This is a genomic window from Peribacillus sp. R9-11 (genome assembly GCF_031345095.1).
In the GTDB taxonomy this organism is placed as follows: domain Bacteria; phylum Bacillota; class Bacilli; order Bacillales; family DSM-1321; genus Peribacillus; species Peribacillus butanolivorans.
Window position 1 is genome coordinate 2995183 of the sequence record NZ_CP133763.1, and the last position, 16928, is coordinate 3012110.

At 38.2% G+C, this 16928-nt stretch carries 12 protein-coding genes; 2 read left to right on the forward strand and 10 right to left on the reverse strand.

Translation table 11 applies throughout. The features are described 5' to 3' along the window. Positions 1–25: 25 nt before the first annotated feature. The 7 genes from RE409_RS14590 to RE409_RS14620 form a co-directional block, all read right to left on the reverse strand. Positions 26–1228 (reverse strand): iron-containing alcohol dehydrogenase, encoded by a 1203-nt coding sequence (locus tag RE409_RS14590; protein ID WP_201224383.1) that lies wholly within the window; start codon positions 1226–1228, stop codon positions 26–28. Positions 1229–1430: 202 nt separating this feature from the next. Then, a complete protein-coding gene (locus RE409_RS14595) occupies positions 1431–2495 on the reverse strand; it encodes an enoyl-CoA hydratase/isomerase family protein (RefSeq protein WP_309557724.1) in 1065 nt (354 codons plus the stop codon). Between the two features lie 146 nt (positions 2496–2641). Continuing rightward, entirely contained in the window at positions 2642–3934 is a 1293-nt protein-coding gene (gene hisD, locus RE409_RS14600; protein WP_309557725.1) for a histidinol dehydrogenase, read from the reverse strand. Positions 3935–4177: 243 nt separating this feature from the next. Then, positions 4178–4825 carry a ThuA domain-containing protein gene (locus RE409_RS14605; RefSeq protein WP_309557726.1) on the reverse strand — a complete coding sequence of 216 codons (648 nt, stop codon included), beginning with the start codon at positions 4823–4825 and terminating at the stop codon, positions 4178–4180. Positions 4826–4857: 32 nt separating this feature from the next. Beyond that, positions 4858–6723, reverse strand: coding sequence for a thiamine pyrophosphate-binding protein (locus RE409_RS14610; protein ID WP_201224375.1), 1866 nt, complete (start codon positions 6721–6723; stop codon positions 4858–4860). A 317-nt stretch (positions 6724–7040) separates the two neighbouring features. Continuing rightward, the gene (locus RE409_RS14615; protein WP_201184905.1) at positions 7041–8429 is read right to left on the reverse strand and encodes an MFS transporter; all 1389 of its coding nucleotides are present in this window, start codon (positions 8427–8429) and stop codon (positions 7041–7043) included. 111 nt (positions 8430–8540) lie between these two features. Continuing rightward, on the reverse strand, positions 8541–10085 hold the full coding sequence (locus RE409_RS14620) for a GMC oxidoreductase (RefSeq protein ID WP_201249410.1): 1545 nt from the start codon (positions 10083–10085) through the stop codon (positions 8541–8543). Between the two features lie 442 nt (positions 10086–10527). Between RE409_RS14620 and RE409_RS14625 the strand changes: the two genes are divergently transcribed. Beyond that, entirely contained in the window at positions 10528–11556 is a 1029-nt protein-coding gene (locus RE409_RS14625; RefSeq protein ID WP_201253573.1) for a LacI family DNA-binding transcriptional regulator, read from the forward strand. Between the two features lie 103 nt (positions 11557–11659). Here RE409_RS14625 and RE409_RS14630 read toward each other — a convergent pair whose 3' ends face one another. The 3 genes from RE409_RS14630 to RE409_RS14640 form a co-directional block, all read right to left on the reverse strand. Further along, entirely contained in the window at positions 11660–12826 is a 1167-nt protein-coding gene (locus RE409_RS14630; RefSeq protein WP_201249409.1) for an MFS transporter, read from the reverse strand. A gap of 337 nt (positions 12827–13163) precedes the next feature. Further along, entirely contained in the window at positions 13164–13622 is a 459-nt protein-coding gene (locus RE409_RS14635; RefSeq protein ID WP_201249408.1) for a VOC family protein, read from the reverse strand. Positions 13623–13734: 112 nt separating this feature from the next. Next, positions 13735–15207 (reverse strand): amidase family protein, encoded by a 1473-nt coding sequence (locus RE409_RS14640; RefSeq protein WP_201224366.1) that lies wholly within the window; start codon positions 15205–15207, stop codon positions 13735–13737. A gap of 316 nt (positions 15208–15523) precedes the next feature. Here RE409_RS14640 and RE409_RS14645 point away from each other — a divergent pair, with 316 nt between their 5' ends. After that, positions 15524–16798, forward strand: coding sequence for an IS110 family RNA-guided transposase (locus RE409_RS14645; RefSeq protein WP_201225228.1), 1275 nt, complete (start codon positions 15524–15526; stop codon positions 16796–16798). Positions 16799–16928: the final 130 nt, after the last annotated feature.

Consider the following 16928-nt stretch of genomic DNA (forward strand, 5'->3'; position numbering starts at 1 on the left):
TCCTTTTTAATAAACTAGTAGACTTTTATGATTTAATTGTATTTTTGTTGGCCTGAAAATCATAATCAAAACAGTAGTAATATAGATCAACTATTTCTTGGTGAGATGGCACTTTTGGGTTATTTGCGGGACTGCCACTTGCTATAGCATCAGTTGCCATCTTATGAACTACTTGTTGAAATTTATTTTTATCGATTCCCCACTTTTTCATATTCGGGATATTCAAATCGTAACAAAGCCGCTTAATCTTATTGATAGTCACATCTGCTAACTCTTCATTTGTCGAAGTTTTCAATTCGGGAGATATAACTCTACCAATTGTTGCTAATGCATCGATGGCAGATTCTTTAGTAAATTCGAGTACTGCTGGAAGCAACATGGCATTTGAAATACCGTGTGGCACGTGAAATAAAGCTCCAATTGGTCGTGACATCCCATGAACTAGCGTGACGGAAGCATTAGTAAAAGCAAGGCCAGCTTGCATAGACGCAATTGCCATTTTTTCTCTTGCATCCAAATTCTCTCGGTCTTCATAAGCTATTCTTAAATGATTCAAAATAGCTTCTATCGCCGAAAGTGCAAAATTTTCTGTTAATGGTTGTGATAAACGTGATATATAAGCTTCAATTGCATGGCAAAGTGCATCAATTCCTGTTGCGGCGGTAACTGGAGGTGGTGTTGAAATTGTAAGAATTGGATCCACAATAGCTACATTTGGAAGGAATGATGGATGTTTAATCATCATTTTAATATCTTCCTTAGTATTGGTGATCACTGTTACGTTTGTTACTTCTGAACCAGTTCCAGCCGTAGTTGGAATTGCAATGAGAGGAATAGGTTGTTCCTTAATTGTAGAATTCTCTCCCATATAATCACCAATATATCCACCATTGGTTGCTACTACTGCTACAGCTTTGGCAGCGTCGATGCAACTGCCTCCTCCTACCGCCACAATGACATCACATTGCTCTCTTAAGCAAAGATTAAGTGCTTCATTGATATGTAAATCCGTCGGTTCAGTGTTAACATCCAAATATGAAACATAAGAAACATCTGAACCTTCTAAATATTTTCCGCATTTTTTTACAAGACCTATTTTCTCCATTATACGATCACTTATCAAAAGTACTTTATTACCATGAGCTACAACTTGTTCCCCAAGCTGAGTTAAAGAATTTTGACCGTATATAACTGAGTTAGGCATACGAAACTCTGAATATTCTCCCATAATTCTCCTCCTTTCATTATCTTTTTTCTTTCAAAATAATGCTCAATTCTCCTTTATTAAATGTCATAACATCAATGTGCTCCCATCCTTTAAAAAAGAAGACTCCTGATGAACTCAGAAGTCATCTCTTGTTTCCTTAAGCCCACTTGTTGTTGTTTAACTCTCTACTTTTAAGAGTCACATTTCATAGTGAAGATTCCTTTTAATTTGAAATATTAATATTATGATTAAAATGCCTCTCTATATCCTCTTTACTTACATCAGCTAAAGAATTTGGCCTCCAATGTGGTTTACGACCCTTCTCAACTAACACAGAACGAACTCCTTCATAGAAATCATGATTCTTCATAAAATTCATACTTAATTTAAGCTCCATATTAAAACATGAAGTAAGTGACTGATTATTTCCCTTCTGTAATTGGCTTAAAGTTACTTTCAATGAAGTTGGAGATTTAGATTGGATTGTAGATTTTGTTTTAGATGCCCAATCGTCTCCTGAATCAGCCGCCATACCCAATGAAGCAACAATTTCTTCCAAAGTTTCATATGCAAAGTGTTTATCTATTTTTAATTGCAAGGCGGATAGAGGAGATTTTTCTACTAGATGAGAACAAAAGGAATCTAGTAACTCACAAATTTGTTTCCTTGCATCGTCCAAATTCCAATTTTTATTTTGAACCTCGTAAATGAATTCCTCCCAACGAGTACTTTCCATATAACGATTCGCAGCTCCTACATAAATTACATCAGCAGACTTTATAGTTGCCCCAGTTAGCGCAAGGTAACGTCCTACATGACCAGGCATTTTATTCAGAAAGTAACTTGCGCCTACATCAGGGAAGAAACCGATATTCATTTCAGGCATGGCCCATTTTGTTTTTTCTGTAACAATCCTTTCACTTGCCCCGACAGATAATCCTACACCACCTCCCATAACAATACCATCCATATAAACAAGAATTGGTTTTGGGTATTGATGTATCATTAGATCCATCCGGTATTCCGTAGTAAAGAAACGGCGGGCATGTACTTCTACGTTAGCGTTCCGTTGATTATAGAAGAATCGCATATCTCCTCCAGCACACAAACCTTTTGTTCCTTCTCCTGAAATACAGATTAACGACACTTTTGGATCTGCTCTCCACGTATCTAAAGTTGTCTTCATACTCTCTACCATTTCTGCAGTAAGAGCATTGAGTGCCTGAGGACGGTTCAGTTTTAACCAACCTACTCCCCGGTCAATATTACATAAAATGTTAGTTTCCATTTAAACCTCCATTGACTTACAGGAATCAATCTATTTCTACTACTCGCATGTGAATTTCCGAAGAATGACTTTTTATACCCCAAGAAGGGGAAGGAGTCCATAGTACCAAAACACCAAGATTGACTTCCTACATTTCTGCATCAAGTTCATTTCTTACTTAGCAAATTGTCTTCATACTCTAGGCGAAGACGTGCAGTGATGGCATGACCCTCCATCCGTTCTGCATCACAAATCGCTGCAACATGTGGAGCCACTACTCTTGTTCCCTCTTCCGATACTTTCTGGTACGTCAGAGTTTTTAGGAATTTTCCAACCCATAACCCGCCAGTATAACGAGCTGCGCCGTCAGTAGGCAACACATGGTTAGTCCCAATCGCTTTATCTCCATATGCAACCGTTGACCGTGCTCCAATAAATAGTGACCCATAGTTGGTTAGTCGATCAAAATACCAGTTATTATCGCTCGTCTGAAGTTCAACATGTTCAGAGGCGATCTCATCAGCTACTTGAAGTACTTCTTCCCGGTTGTCGCATAAAATAATTTCACCTCGATTTTTCCATGCCTGCTCCGATACTTCAGCAGTAGGCCAAGAGGTCTTCAACCACTGTTCCACTTCCTCAATAACCTTCTGTGCAAATAATTCCGAATCAGTGACCAATACCACCTGGGACGTGGGGCCATGTTCAGCTTGTCCCAATAAATCAGTTGCAACAAGCCTAGCATCGGCGCTCTCATCAGCAATCACCAACGCTTCAGTTGGACCTGCTAGTAAATCGATACCTATCGGGCCGAATAGTTGTCGTTTCGCCTCAGCCACATACGCATTGCCTGCGCCTACGATCATATCTACAGGTTTGATACCGTCCACACCATACGCCATTGCTGCAAGTGCTTGAACTCCGCCAAAGCAGTAAATCTCATCCGCACCAGCAGCTGCCATCGCGTAAAGTTGTGGGGCATGAATGCCCCCTTCTCTGGTTGGAGGTGCGCATGCGATAACGCGTGACACACCCGCCGCCTTTGCAGTTGTAATCGTCATAATAGCAGATGAGATGAGAGGATATCTTCCACCTGGTACATAACAGCCGACTGCATTTACAGGGACTAACTTATGCCCAAGGGTGACGCCGGGCATAGTTTCGACCTCTAGGCTACCTATTGTGGATCGTTGACGTCTAGCAAAGTTATCTACCTGTTCACGGGCAAAATCAATACTAGCTCGCAATTCAGGTGGCGTTTCTCGTCTTGCCTTCTCAATCATTTCTTCATCGACACGGAACGATTCAGGGTTCCACATATCAAACTTTTGCGAATATTTTCGTACCGCTTTGATGCCTTGTTCTTTTACATCCTCCAGGATCTGTTTAACTGTCTGACTGATTTCTGGACTAGCAGATTCAGACGCCTGTTCTGCACTTTTTAGATAAGTAATCGCCATAGCTTATTCTATCTCCTTTCGATTTAACAACTTTTATTCAAAATTGGAAGTTCATTTTAAATATATCTTTTGCTTTAAGAGATGAATCATCGAAATTATCAAGATTCATCTCTTAAAGATCAATATTTTTTATTTCATGTTTTGCAATATTCTATAGGTTCTTAAGGTGACTGGTTTTAAAAAGTAAGTGCATTTAGTATTATTTTTATATTAATTACCTATTCTCTATCATAAATAACTAGTTTACCTCGTGGCCCAACGGATTCCTCGTATAGTCAGTTCCATTACCTCGTGGATTTCAAACTCCTTGGTACTATGTCCCAATGTGTGATAAAACACTCGACCTTTTCCCCATTGTCTCTTCCATGCTACTGGCATCTGGTTGCCTTTCAACCAAGTAAACTCATCCCCGTCCATCACTGTTGTTGCAATCACATCATTACTGGGATCCGTATGCATATAGTACTGTTCTGAGAACAACTTAAAGCTCGAAAGTCCATCCGTCAAAGGATCATCCTTTGGAAAATCAACTTCATACTCTATAAAATCACCTGGATGTCCGAGAACATGCCCCCCCAAAACCATCTTGAAGAACTTATGGGGATGACTACTGTCGAATGCCCCGGCTAATGCATGCCAACCAACTAGACCCACGCCTCGCTCGATAGCTTTAACCAGCGCCTGTTCTTGCATGATACTGAGTTCATCGGCAGTCCAGATAGGAATAATTACATCAAACTCATGTAAGCGATTTGACTCCAGGATACTTAAGTCATCAGTACACTCCACCACATACCCCTCAAGCAAACGATTAACTGTCAAGTCAGCCAATTCGGTTGGATAATGCCATTTCCATCCGCCATGTAATACCAATGCTTTTTTTCTATTCATTTGATTTCCCTCCCAAAAAAATCAAATTTTGCTTATAGATGTTGCTGAAGAGATCGGTGCTTCGCGTAATCATCTCGTCGTTCTTTATCCATGTAGTCCGCCACTGGGAAGTCCCACCAACCTGGAGTAAACGGCCCTGCTGCATCCCTTGAAGTCATTGCTTCTATTAATGTAGGTCCATCTGTTTCTAAGGCTTCTGCGAGAGCTTTAGCCACTTCATTTGGCGTTTCTGTTCTCCAAGACTTAAGTCCGAAATTTTTAGCTACTTCAGAGAAATTTGGTGTGTACGGCTCTCCATTTTTCAAACTAAATTCAGCTCCAATATGCCGATTGGTCAGTTTGCGCTGGCCACCGCGAATAGACATATAACCCATGTTGTTTAAAATCAAGAAAACTACAGGAATATTGTGCATCACTGCCACCGCAATCTCAGGTAATGACTGCATAAAATCCCCATCACCAACAACACATACAACTTTTTTATCTGGCTTTGCCAATTTTGCTCCGAGAGACGCTGGAACAGCCCACCCCATTGGTGACCAGCTTCCTGAGTGAATATAAGTCCGTGGCTCATATAAAGGAAATCCTTGTTTAATTACACTTTCACAATTCCCTGAACCTGCAGCCACAATTCCGTCACGAGGAAGTACTTTACGTAATTCAGCCAATACACGTTGTTGGGTCATTGGTGAGCTATCACTCTCTCGGCGCGGAGCAAGCTTTTGTTCCCACTCTTCCTTTTTCTGTTCAATCTCAAGATGATAACTCCCGCGACGTTCATTCATTTCCTCTGCCTGCTCTGGCGTTATGATCTCCAACAGATCCTGTAGGGCAAACTTTGCATCGGCTACAATTCCCACTTCTGTTGGATAGTTCTTTCCAATCTCCTGTGGATCAATATCAATGTGAATGAGCTTGGCTGGAGGGAAAGAGTACGTCACTCCCTTTACATAACTTGAAGAAGAACTATCCGTGAATCGACAACCAACTGAGATGACTACGTCTGCATTCGCTGCTAGAAAATTGCCGCTAGTTGTTCCCGTATGACCAATTGCCCCTGCAAATAGAGGGTGATCCTCAGGCATAGCACTTTTTCCATTCCATGTTGTTACTACAGCTGCCCCAACTACTTCCGCCAGTTGACGCAATTCAGGTGAAGCTTCTGCCGTGATGGCGCCACCTCCGACAACAATCACTGGTCGTTCAGAGGACAACAGTAATTTTGCTGCGGCTTCGATTGCCTCTGGGTCAGGACGAAGTCTTCCCATCGGCATTCTTTTCTTAAGATCATGAATTTCAACATCTGCACTTTCAGCTTGTACGTCCATTGGAACTTCTACATGTACGGGACCTGGTCTTCCACTCATCATAGAGTTAAAGGCACGGTGCATAATGAACGGAAGCTCATCAACTCGGCTGACTTCCCAATTTCGCTTAGTTACTCCTTCAGTGACGCGATTAAAATCGTTAGAGTGGTAACGATCTAATTCCTGCATGCATCCGTGACCACGCATATGGGTTCCAACCCCACCAGTAAGAAGAAGAGTGGCTGTCGAGTCGGCATAGGCTGCGGCTAATCCAATTATCGTATTTGCTGCACCAGGACCCACGGAAGTCATAGCAGCCATCGGTTTTCCAGAAGCACGGTAATATCCGTCTGCGAGATGAACAGCACTTTGCTCGTGCATCATCTGGATAAAGGGAATTTCACAGCCTTCCTGATGGAAAGCATCCATGAGTGTCCAGCTTCCGTGACCAGGAATACCTGCAACATAAGGAACTCCATAATTTTTTAAAGCCTTCGCAATAATTTGACTACCTGTTAATGTCTTACGACTACTTGCATCATTACCCAATTTTTCGACTTCATTTTTCACGGTATCGATTGATTTGCTCATAATTTTTCTCCTTTTCTCGTTTTGTTGACCGGTTCACCTATACGATAGACCCCAAAATTGAATCACTCTTATCAGGATTACCTGTTATATTTAGTTTTTTGTTGACCGGTCAACTTAACATATTGAATCAATTTTTTTCTTTGTTGACCGGTTCACTAACAAAACTAACATTTTAATAATTTTTTGTAAAGAACATTTTTTATATAATTTAATATATTCAGATAAATAGCTCTACTATCACACATGACAATTCCTTCTTAAACTTGTCTCATAGCAGTTATCTTTTTTTCATAACAAAGTGCTTGGAGGCTCCACCATTACGGTCTTCTATCATTTAACTCGTTAAGAATTTGTCCATGGTATCTGTCTAGCTTATAGAACAGGAGTGGAAGAATCTGAAGTGCTGTGAATAAAATGCCACTAGTAAACAGTATAATGGAGATGGCGTTTCGAGCTCCATCCGTAATTGCGTTTGGGTCATACCCCGCCCATCCTAATGCATACCCTACGAGTGCAGAACCTATCGCAATACCGAATAAGGTAGCGAAGCTATATGAAGAATATAGCAAACTTTCACTTTTCTTCCCAAATTTCCACTCTTGATAATCAACTGTATCACTCAACATCGCATAGATCGCTGCAAAACTCACTCCCATTAAAATGTAGGTGATTAGCATCAAAATAGTAAAAAGGATAGTTTGTTCACCTAGAAAGATTAGAAGAATAAATGATAATAAAGCTCCGGCAAGGGCGATGAGATTTCCATTTCTATTACCAAATCGTTTTAAAATAGGGCTTGCAATTAGGCCACCGACGAAGTTGCCTCCATTGACCACTACCAATAAAATTGTAGCCATTGCAGGTACGTTTAGAACATACGCTGCATAATAGATAATGATACCAGACACCGCTCCTAGTCCTAAGTATTGCATTAAACAACTAATAGTAAGCAATATCCAAGGTTTATTTTTAAACATATTGATTACTTGTTTCCTAGTTTCATCTTTATCTCCTATTTCTGTATACTCTGCAAATCGTTCTTTACAGTTTTTAAAAACAAGGAAAAACATTATTGTACCAAGGATAGAATATAAGGCCATCACAATTGGGAACCCCACCTGCTGATTTCCATTCCCGAAAAGGCTGACTAATGGCAAGGTACAAAAAGCTACAATAGTAGCACCCATCCCCATTCCCATCGTACGATAACTACCTAATTGTTGCCTTTCATGCTTATCCTGTGTCATCATTGTTAGCATTGAACCATAAGGAAGATTGACCGCTGTATAACAGAGACCTAGTAAAAAATATGTTATATATGCATATATTAGTTTCCCGGTATCTGAAAAATCTGGTGTAATAAAGGTTAATACACTAAGAACCCCAAGAGGTATGGATAGGTAAAGCAAATAAGGCCTGGCTTTTCCATGTTTACTTTTAGTTCTATCAACTATAATGCCCATCACTGGATTAGCAACGGCATCGCATATTCTTGTAATTAAAAACAAGGTGCCAACTGCAGCTGCTGAAATACCATAAACATTGGTATAGAAAAAGAGTAAATAACTCGCGGTCATGCCCCAAATAAAATTTGAAGCCATATCTCCTAATCCAAAGCTCACTTTCTCCATTACACCTATCTTATTTGATCTGTCATTCAAACTTGTACTCGTTTTTAATGTATCCGCTTTCAATAATTCACTCATTCTTCTCACTTCCCTTCTTTTAATTACATACCTTACTCAGTTTTCGTACATTTAGTAATGCATCTAGTTTTAACCTTCATTGATTTCCATAATCAGGCCATTTTTACAATTTCACTTTGACAAATGCATACTTTCACCAGCTGGTAATATGGTCTTTTGCTTAAGTAGATGATTCCCAACACGCAACGCTTGTGCAACGATAGTTAGAACTGGATTAAGTGCTGCTGATGATGGGAAAAACGATGCATCCATGACATATAAGTTTTGAACCGTATGGGCTCGACAGTATTGATCAAGGACTGAGGTAGCAGGGTCATTACCAAAACGAATCGTACCGCACTGATGGGAATTTGTTTCTATTCCCCCCATCGGCTGAGCCACTAAGATTGGATATCCAGCCCTCTTAAGCATTTTTTTTGTCTCTTTAATTAATTCTTTATGAGCATTCAGGTTATTCACTTTATATTGAACCTGAATCTTACCGTCTTCGGTTAAAGTCACGCGATTTTCATTATCTGGGAGATCTTCGGACATAAGTAAGAAATCTATACTTCGCTTTGCAACACCGTTCAGAATTGGGTAAGGGATGAACGGCTTTTTATCTTTCATCATAGATCCTTGCAGTTTCCCAAGCATTTGTACATTTCCCATAGGGTAAGGGAAAGTAGAGCTACCAAAGTAAAAGTCATTAAGTGCAAATGTTTTTTGGAAGACAGTCGGATTTTCCTTAGGCTCCAAAGCAATGACCGCAGTGTTAATATGCATCATATAATTACGTCCAACTAAGCCCGATTGGTTTGCTAATCCTTCAGGATGCTTGGCATTCGCCGAACGTAAAAGTAAAGCAGCTGAATTTACAGCACCACATGAAGCCACAATAGTGTCAGCCACTGCTATATAAATTTTTCCATCCTTCTCAAATTCGACTGCAGTAGCACGACTTCCACTTTCATCAGTCAAAATTCGATGAGCATAAGCATTTGTAATCATAGTTACATTCTGAGATTTAAGTGCTGGCTGTATACAGCACACATCCGCATCGCCCTTCGCATGGATATTACATGGGAATCCATCACATGTTTTACAGCGTATACATTTCCCGCCCTCGTGTAAGTCAACAGCCATAGGAAGATGAAGAGGGTTCAGACCTTGTTTCTTCAACCTAGCTGCAATTTTTTCTAATGTCGGTTCATGAGGAACTTCTGGAAAAGGAAAAGGTGAAGACCGCGGTGGATCCGTTAAATCTTCTCCTGATTTACCATGTACAAGATAAAGTTCTTCAGCACGAGCATAGTAAGGTTCTAAGTCTTCATAGTCTATCGGCCAAGCTGGCGAAATACCGCCCTCATGTTTAATCTCCTTAAAGTCTTCTTTTCGTAATCGGTACATAACAGCACCATAAACTTTTGTATTACCTCCCACACAATAATTAGTTCCTGGCGAGAAAGGATTTCCCTGTTCGTCGTACCAGTATTCCTTCGTCTTATAGCGTTTTTCTGTGAATACTGCTTTCGTATTCCAATTTTCTGGTTCCTCTGGCAGATAGTCGCCACGCTCTAAAATCAGAATTTTCATTCCGCTGTCTTTTAATGCGTAAGCCAAAGTCCCACCACCAGCACCAGTACCGATTATAATGATGTCGTAGTGCTTTTCCATTTCTTTTATCCTCCCATTTTTTTAGGTGGATGCCAATTAGGATAATAAATTTCTGTTATCCTACTAACACTCAATTACTTACGATGTGCAAACCTTAATAGACATCCGGGGATAATTGTTTCCCATCCACCCTTTCAAAATCTTGCTAAAAACATTAACTTCATTTTTGTTGACCGGTTCACTTGATACAAGAGGCTCAAACTTTCCCCATCTGTTATCAGGCTCACCATTTACTTTTTTGTTTGTTAACCGGTTAACCTTTCTTGTTTTTTTGTATTGAAAATATTTCTTAATAAAATTAACATCTAATTACTTTTTTGTAAAGAAAAGATTGAGAAAATTAAATTTATTTAGAAAATTAAATCTAACCAGTTCTTTGTGTTGCATTAGAACCAACCTATCTTTATAATTTATATTAAGTTAACCGGTCAACGGAGGGATTATGGAAAAAAAAGTTACTATTCGCGATGTAGCAGCATATACAGGCGTATCACGTACAACCGTTTCTAATATAGTTAACGGTATAAACAAAACTTCGGAAGAAACAAAAGAAAAAGTATTGAAAGCAATTAAAGAGCTTAATTATCAACCTGATTTCACTGCAATCAGCTTGTCCAAGAAAAAATCAAATATTATAGGTGTCGTAATTCCTACATTTGATGATTCTCTTGCCCCTATTTTTAGAGAAAACCATTACTATACTGAAATTTTGGGTGGAATGGAGTATGTCTTTAAGAACCATAACTATGACCTTTTCATCTCTGGTATGATGAATCCTATTGAATTCAAAAATTGGATTCAAAAACGAAATTTAGATGGTCTCATTTTTTTAGGGTTATTTCCTGAGAGTGTTTATAACGAAATAAAAACGTTAGATATACCGATTGTTTTAATAGATAATTATGAAAAACATGGAGTAAACTATCCTAATATAAGAATTGATGATGAACTGGGTGGGTATATTGCTACAAAACATTTAATTGATATGGGTCATAAACGTATTAGTTTTATGGGACACGATTTAAAAACGATCTCAGTAGATGAAAAACGACTTAGTGGGTATATTAAAGCACTACAGGAAGCTAATCTTTCTTTGAATGAGGACCTATTATTTGATGGTACTGGTAGTTTTTATGAGGTTGGCTTTCAAATGGGGTTAAAGCTATTAGAATTAGGAGATAAGGCAACAGCTATTTTTGCAACTTCAGATATTTTAGCGGTTGGTATAATTAAAGCACTACTAGAACATGGAAAGAAGGTTCCAAAAGATTATTCTATCGTTGGATTTGATGATCTAGTAATTAGTCGTTATTCAATACCCAGTTTGACGACAATTAGCCAGAATGTATTTAATAAAGGAGTCCTTTCAGCTCAAACTATTTTAAATATAATTGAACATGGAACGTCTGATCCAGTAAGTATTAACCTTCCTATTGAACTTATAGTAAGAAAGTCTACATCATTTTTATAAATATTCATATATATGTTTCTTGTCACCTATGTAGTTTATAATCGACTTTTTATGCAAAACAATCCACCTCTATGTTAATAGAGGTGGATTGTTTTAGATCGATTTATATATTTTTATACCTTTTCTTAACATTTAAAAAATCCTTATAGACTAAAACAGCAACAACAATAAAACTTAGACTAACAACCCGGAAGATCATCTCTAAACTAATCCATTCAGCTAAAATACCTAATACAAAGGCGCTTACTCCAACACCAACGTCAAAACTGGAAAAGAAGGTTGCATTGGCTGCGCCACTTTTTTCTTCACTTACCTTTTGAACCGTCCATGTTTGTAAACATGGCATAACAGTTCCGTAACCTGCCCCAAATAAAATCGCAGCAATAATAAGATGAAGTTCATTTGTCGCATATGACAGCATAACAAGTGACAAAAATCCTAACACAGCTGACATAATGATGATAGACCAAGGTCCTTTTTTGTCATACCATTTTCCGGTAAACGGACGTAGTAAAGTTGCTACTGTTGCATTGATAAGGAAGAATAGAAAAATATGATCTAATCCCTTTTGTTTCCCAAAAAGAACTAAAAATGTAATAATCGCTCCAAAACCAAGTGTTGTAATAACCGTCAGTAAAGCTGGGAACCATACGTCTTTTTCAAAAATCATATCTAAAAATCGAAATGGTTGCTTCTCACGCTTTACAGTAGTAGGTGAATATACAAATTGAAGCGCAATTACTGCCAATAGGCTGAGTACTACTGATGACCAAATTAAAATATCGAAGGAAAAAGAGTCATAGATAAGGATACCTATACTCGGTGCAATGATAGCCCCGACCGTTGTTGAAATAGAAAAATACCCCATTCCTTCTCCTAACCGTGTCTTAGGAATTAAATCGACTACTATTGTACTATTCGCTGTGGTTGATACCCCCCACGCTGCGCCATGGAAAAGTCGTAACAATAGAAAAAGCCATATAATATTAAGAAAAGGATACAGCATTGTAATAATCATTAAAGCTGCACTTGCACTAATAGCTAGACTTTTCCGTTGGTTATCAATTAAATAGTACCCTACAAAAGGTCTGATTAGAACAGCGCCTATCGTAAATAATGATGTCACTAACCCTACTTGAATGGAAGATGCATTCATACTTAACAAATAGGCTGGCAAAATAGGGAGCAACATTTCAAACCCTATAAAAACTAAAAAGTTGCTTATAAATAAAAAAAGAAATGATTTATTAAAGATTCTTTGATTTTTCATATTATTATTCCTCGCTTCTAAATTATTTTTTCTAAGTTAGAAGCGTTTGGACACTGAAACGTTTTTCAATTGCCTAAGTTTTTTAGTCAATTGACTCACCCTCTCTAAAACTCCTTAAAAATTTATCAAATCATTATATCAGACTTCCCCATTATAAACAAACGACTTTTTTAAACAACTATAATATAACTTAAATGAATTTATTGTAAATGTAACAACTTTATTGTCACTCTACACGATAGTTGAATAAAGAAAAAGCTGCCTTAAAGACAGCTCCGATCTTTAGCTAACGCACCCGTTAGTTGAAGTATTTTGCGAATATTATTTCAGATGCAAATTACATTTCATTTATTTGTTCCCATTCACTTAAATACATACGTTGCTTAATTTTTTTCGGGTTTTCTAGTTTACAAATTAATTCTAAACTGTTTCCGTCTAGGTCATTAAAATGAATTTTAGCGTGTGCATATTCTTCGTGCGGCATTACAAAAGGCTCAATAGGTTCAAACCCAAAAGCCTCTCTTGGCTTATAACCTTTATTTTCAAGCCAAACAACTGAGTTTTTTAAATCTTCTAACGCTACTTGAAAAGCAATATGTCTTATTGATGGATGATACTCAACTTCTACTTTATCTGTTTCCCATAGTCCCAACCAACTTTTATCTTTTTCAATCCATAGAAAAGCCAATCTGTCTTCAACCTTGTGATCAAATTGCAAACCAAGTCCTTCATAAAATTCAATTGAACGATTTAAATTACTTACTGGTAAATGTGCTTCATATAAACCTTTTATCACTGATATAGCTCCTTTTATTATAATTCTCTTCTATTCTTTTTTTTCTTAAACAACTAATCTGTCCCTTTAGTTTTAATTAAAAATGATTTAAAAAAAGAGAGTATAGTATATATCAACATGTTATTTTTGGGCTTCTACGATGCTTTGTAGCCTGCTCAAAGGCAAAAGCGAGTTTTATTAAAACCCCTTCGCTAAAAGCAGTACTCGCCAAAGTGACACCAAAAGGTCTTCCACTTTTCATATATCCAGCAGGTATAGCTATGGAAGGATAACCAGCTTTTGCACATATTGTTGAACCTATATACGAAGGGAAAAGTATCGCATCAAGATTATACTTTTTTAAGGCAAAATCAATACCCTGTTCCTGGGAAAAATACAAATCTTCTAATTTTGCATTCAAATATTCAGGATTTCTTAATGTGTTAGGGAAACTTTCTCTTAGCTCCAACTTATTTTGACCGTACTTTAATGCTTTTTCTTCGATATTCTTGTTAAACTGAATTAATTCAGCAATAGAATGCACAGGTGTATTTGATGGTAATTTTGAAAGATAATTATCTAAGCTATGTTTCAATTCATATAATGACACTCCCCAGCTCCATTCCCTATGAAAAGAAGGGATCTCTATATTTTCAAAGACCTGTGCGCCTTCGTTTCTTAGTGTTTGAATGACATTATTAAACAATGCCTCATCGTACTCTTCAGAGTCATAATAATCATTAGAGGCTTTGTTGAATACTCCAATTTTAGCATCCTTAAGACCCATAGAATCTAAATAAACTGTATAATCCTGTTGTAACCTTCCTTCATTTTTATGTGTAGCAGGATCAGCCTTATCAACTCCAGCTAAAGTTCCTAATAAAATTGCTGCGTCTGTAACAGTTCTTGCGAATGGTCCTGCTGTATCTTGAGAATATGTAAAGGGAATAATCCCACTGCGACTAACTAAACCGACAGTAGGTTTAATACCGACCACCGAGTTTGTAACTGCTGGACTAAGAATAGAAGCATCTGTCTCAGTACCTACTGATAATACAGTAAAATTTGTTGCAACCGCCACTGCTGATCCTGAGCTTGAACCACCAACATAAAGATTAGCATCCCCATATGGATTTAATACTTGTCCGCCTCTTGAACTGTAGCCAGCCCACATTTCAAATGACATCCCATTAGCTAATTCTGTCATATTCGTCTTACCTAAGATAACCGCGCCTGCTTTACGGAGTTTTTTAACAAGAAATGCATCTTTACCACTAATATTATTCTCAAGTGCAATTGTTCCTGCACTTGTATGCATTGAATCATTTGTTTCAATATTGTCTTTAATAAAGACAGGAATACCATGTAAGGGTCCTCTAACACCTTTTGTTACTCTTTCATAATCTAATGCTTCAGCAATGAATATTGCGTCAGGGTTTATTTCAAGAATAGAATTTATTTTCGGTCCGTCTTGGTCATACTTTGCTATTCTAGACAGGTAATACATTACCAACTCTTTTGAAGATACTTCTCCATTTCCCATAGCTTTTTGTATGTCATTAATCGGTAACTCTTCTCTGAAAAATTCATTAAAATTAATTCCCATTAAACTCTCCTTGTACTATCAAAGTTAAATTGATTTATATTTAGATCTATAATTCTATTCTATATATAAATTCAGTAATCCTTCTTCAACTATCTGGCCCCATTTGTTGAACAAAGGACAAACAGCATTCTTGAACTATCCTACCCTTTAGCTCTATAAGAAAAGGAGCTGTTGATCAGCTCCTAGTAATGAAGTAAAGCACCTGTTAGCATTCCTGTAGATCGTTAAATATCAGGTTTAAAAAAAATAGAGCCCCTCAGTAAGATACGAGTATAGTGTCCAATCTAACTCAAAGTCTTAAGGAGGAAGCCCTACTATGAATTTTAAAATGCAAAACAAACAAAATCAACTGATTGAAAGAATTACGGATCAACATCTAGTTGTTGGTGTGGATATCGCCCAACACGTACACGTGGCCCGTGCTGTAAACTATCGAGGCATTGTGATCGGGAAACCTTTGTCTTTTGAAAATAACGAAGAGGGTTTTACTAGATTACTAAATTGGATCAAGGAACTAAAACACATGAAAAACCTAGACACCACGATAGTCGGAATGGAACCTACCGGTCATTATTGGATAAACCTTTCAAAGTGGCTAGTCAAACAAAACATTGATGTCGTTACGGTCAATCCTCACCATGTCAAAAGAAACAAAGAAAATCGTGATAATACGCAATCCAAAAGTGATAAAAAAGATGCCCTTGTCATCGCTGATATGGTGAAGAATGGCTATTATGCCTTCGTTCGTTCCACTTCAGAATCATTTGAAAAACTTCGTGTCCTTATGGCCAACCGAGATGTGATCGTTAAGCGCCTTGTTAGCTCCATCAACCAGATTAATCGCTGGGTGGATGTTGTCTTTCCCGAGCTCCGGCAAGTGTTTAAAGACGTATCATGTAAAGGGGCAATCGCAACCCTACGCCTCTTTCCTACCCCAGCTGAAATATGTTCCTTACAGCCTCAAGATATCGTAACCGGGTGGAAATCATGTATGAAGCGACATTCCGGGCATAAAAAAGCCCGTTCCCTGATTACATTGGCCAAGCGTTCAATTGGTACGAAACAAGCCCTTGATGCGTATAAACTTCACTTGGAACAGTTATTAGAGGAATATGATCTCGCTTCATCCCAACTCGAAAGAGTGACGCAAGAAGTCACAAACGTCTTGGAACAGATTCCATTCGTTAAGCAAATACTTGCCATTAAAGGAATCAGCGAAATTTCACTGGCGGGCATCTTAGGAGAAGCTGGAGATCTGAGTGGGTTCGCTCACGGGAATGCGCTCCTTCGTCATGCAGGATTGCATCTCGCTGAGGCAAGCTCTGGGAAGTGGAAAGGCCAAATTGTTCTTTCCAAACGTGGAAGATCACGCCTGCGGCGTTACCTCTTCCTTGCGACCATGAGTCTGGTGATGAATAACCCTGAGTTTAAAGCCCTACACTCGAACAATGTTAAGGTGAAGAAGATTAAGAAAATGAAATCCATCATGAAACTATGTGGAAAACTCGCCCGTGTCCTAGTAGGGATTGCTCGTAATGGCTCTGTCTATAAACCGGAAATGGTATTCCCTCTTGAACAACTAGCAGCGTAAATTTACATTCACATTGTTTTTACGAAAGTTGGCTTATTCGTAGGATTCAAAGAAAGCACGAAGTACTGGATATATAGAACAAAAGGGCAATGACCCGTTCCGTTAGCAAAACCAGCCTCCACCCCTTGGA

What these genes read in the sequence shown, in the direction of transcription:
- RE409_RS14640 (WP_201224366.1), bottom strand. Translation starts at nt 15,207, where the DNA reads ATGGGAATTAATTTTAATGAATTTTTCAGAGAAGAGTTACCGATTAAT.
- RE409_RS14615 (WP_201184905.1), bottom strand. Translation starts at nt 8,429, where the DNA reads ATGAGTGAATTATTGAAAGCGGATACATTAAAAACGAGTACAAGTTTG.
- RE409_RS14645 (WP_201225228.1), top strand. Translation starts at nt 15,524, where the DNA reads ATGAATTTTAAAATGCAAAACAAACAAAATCAACTGATTGAAAGAATT.
- RE409_RS14595 (WP_309557724.1), bottom strand. Translation starts at nt 2,495, where the DNA reads ATGGAAACTAACATTTTATGTAATATTGACCGGGGAGTAGGTTGGTTA.
- RE409_RS14605 (WP_309557726.1), bottom strand. Translation starts at nt 4,825, where the DNA reads ATGAATAGAAAAAAAGCATTGGTATTACATGGCGGATGGAAATGGCAT.
- RE409_RS14620 (WP_201249410.1), bottom strand. Translation starts at nt 10,085, where the DNA reads ATGGAAAAGCACTACGACATCATTATAATCGGTACTGGTGCTGGTGGT.
- RE409_RS14610 (WP_201224375.1), bottom strand. Translation starts at nt 6,723, where the DNA reads ATGAGCAAATCAATCGATACCGTGAAAAATGAAGTCGAAAAATTGGGT.
- RE409_RS14590 (WP_201224383.1), bottom strand. Translation starts at nt 1,228, where the DNA reads ATGGGAGAATATTCAGAGTTTCGTATGCCTAACTCAGTTATATACGGT.
- RE409_RS14625 (WP_201253573.1), top strand. Translation starts at nt 10,528, where the DNA reads ATGGAAAAAAAAGTTACTATTCGCGATGTAGCAGCATATACAGGCGTA.
- RE409_RS14630 (WP_201249409.1), bottom strand. Translation starts at nt 12,826, where the DNA reads ATGAAAAATCAAAGAATCTTTAATAAATCATTTCTTTTTTTATTTATA.
- hisD (WP_309557725.1), bottom strand. Translation starts at nt 3,934, where the DNA reads ATGGCGATTACTTATCTAAAAAGTGCAGAACAGGCGTCTGAATCTGCT.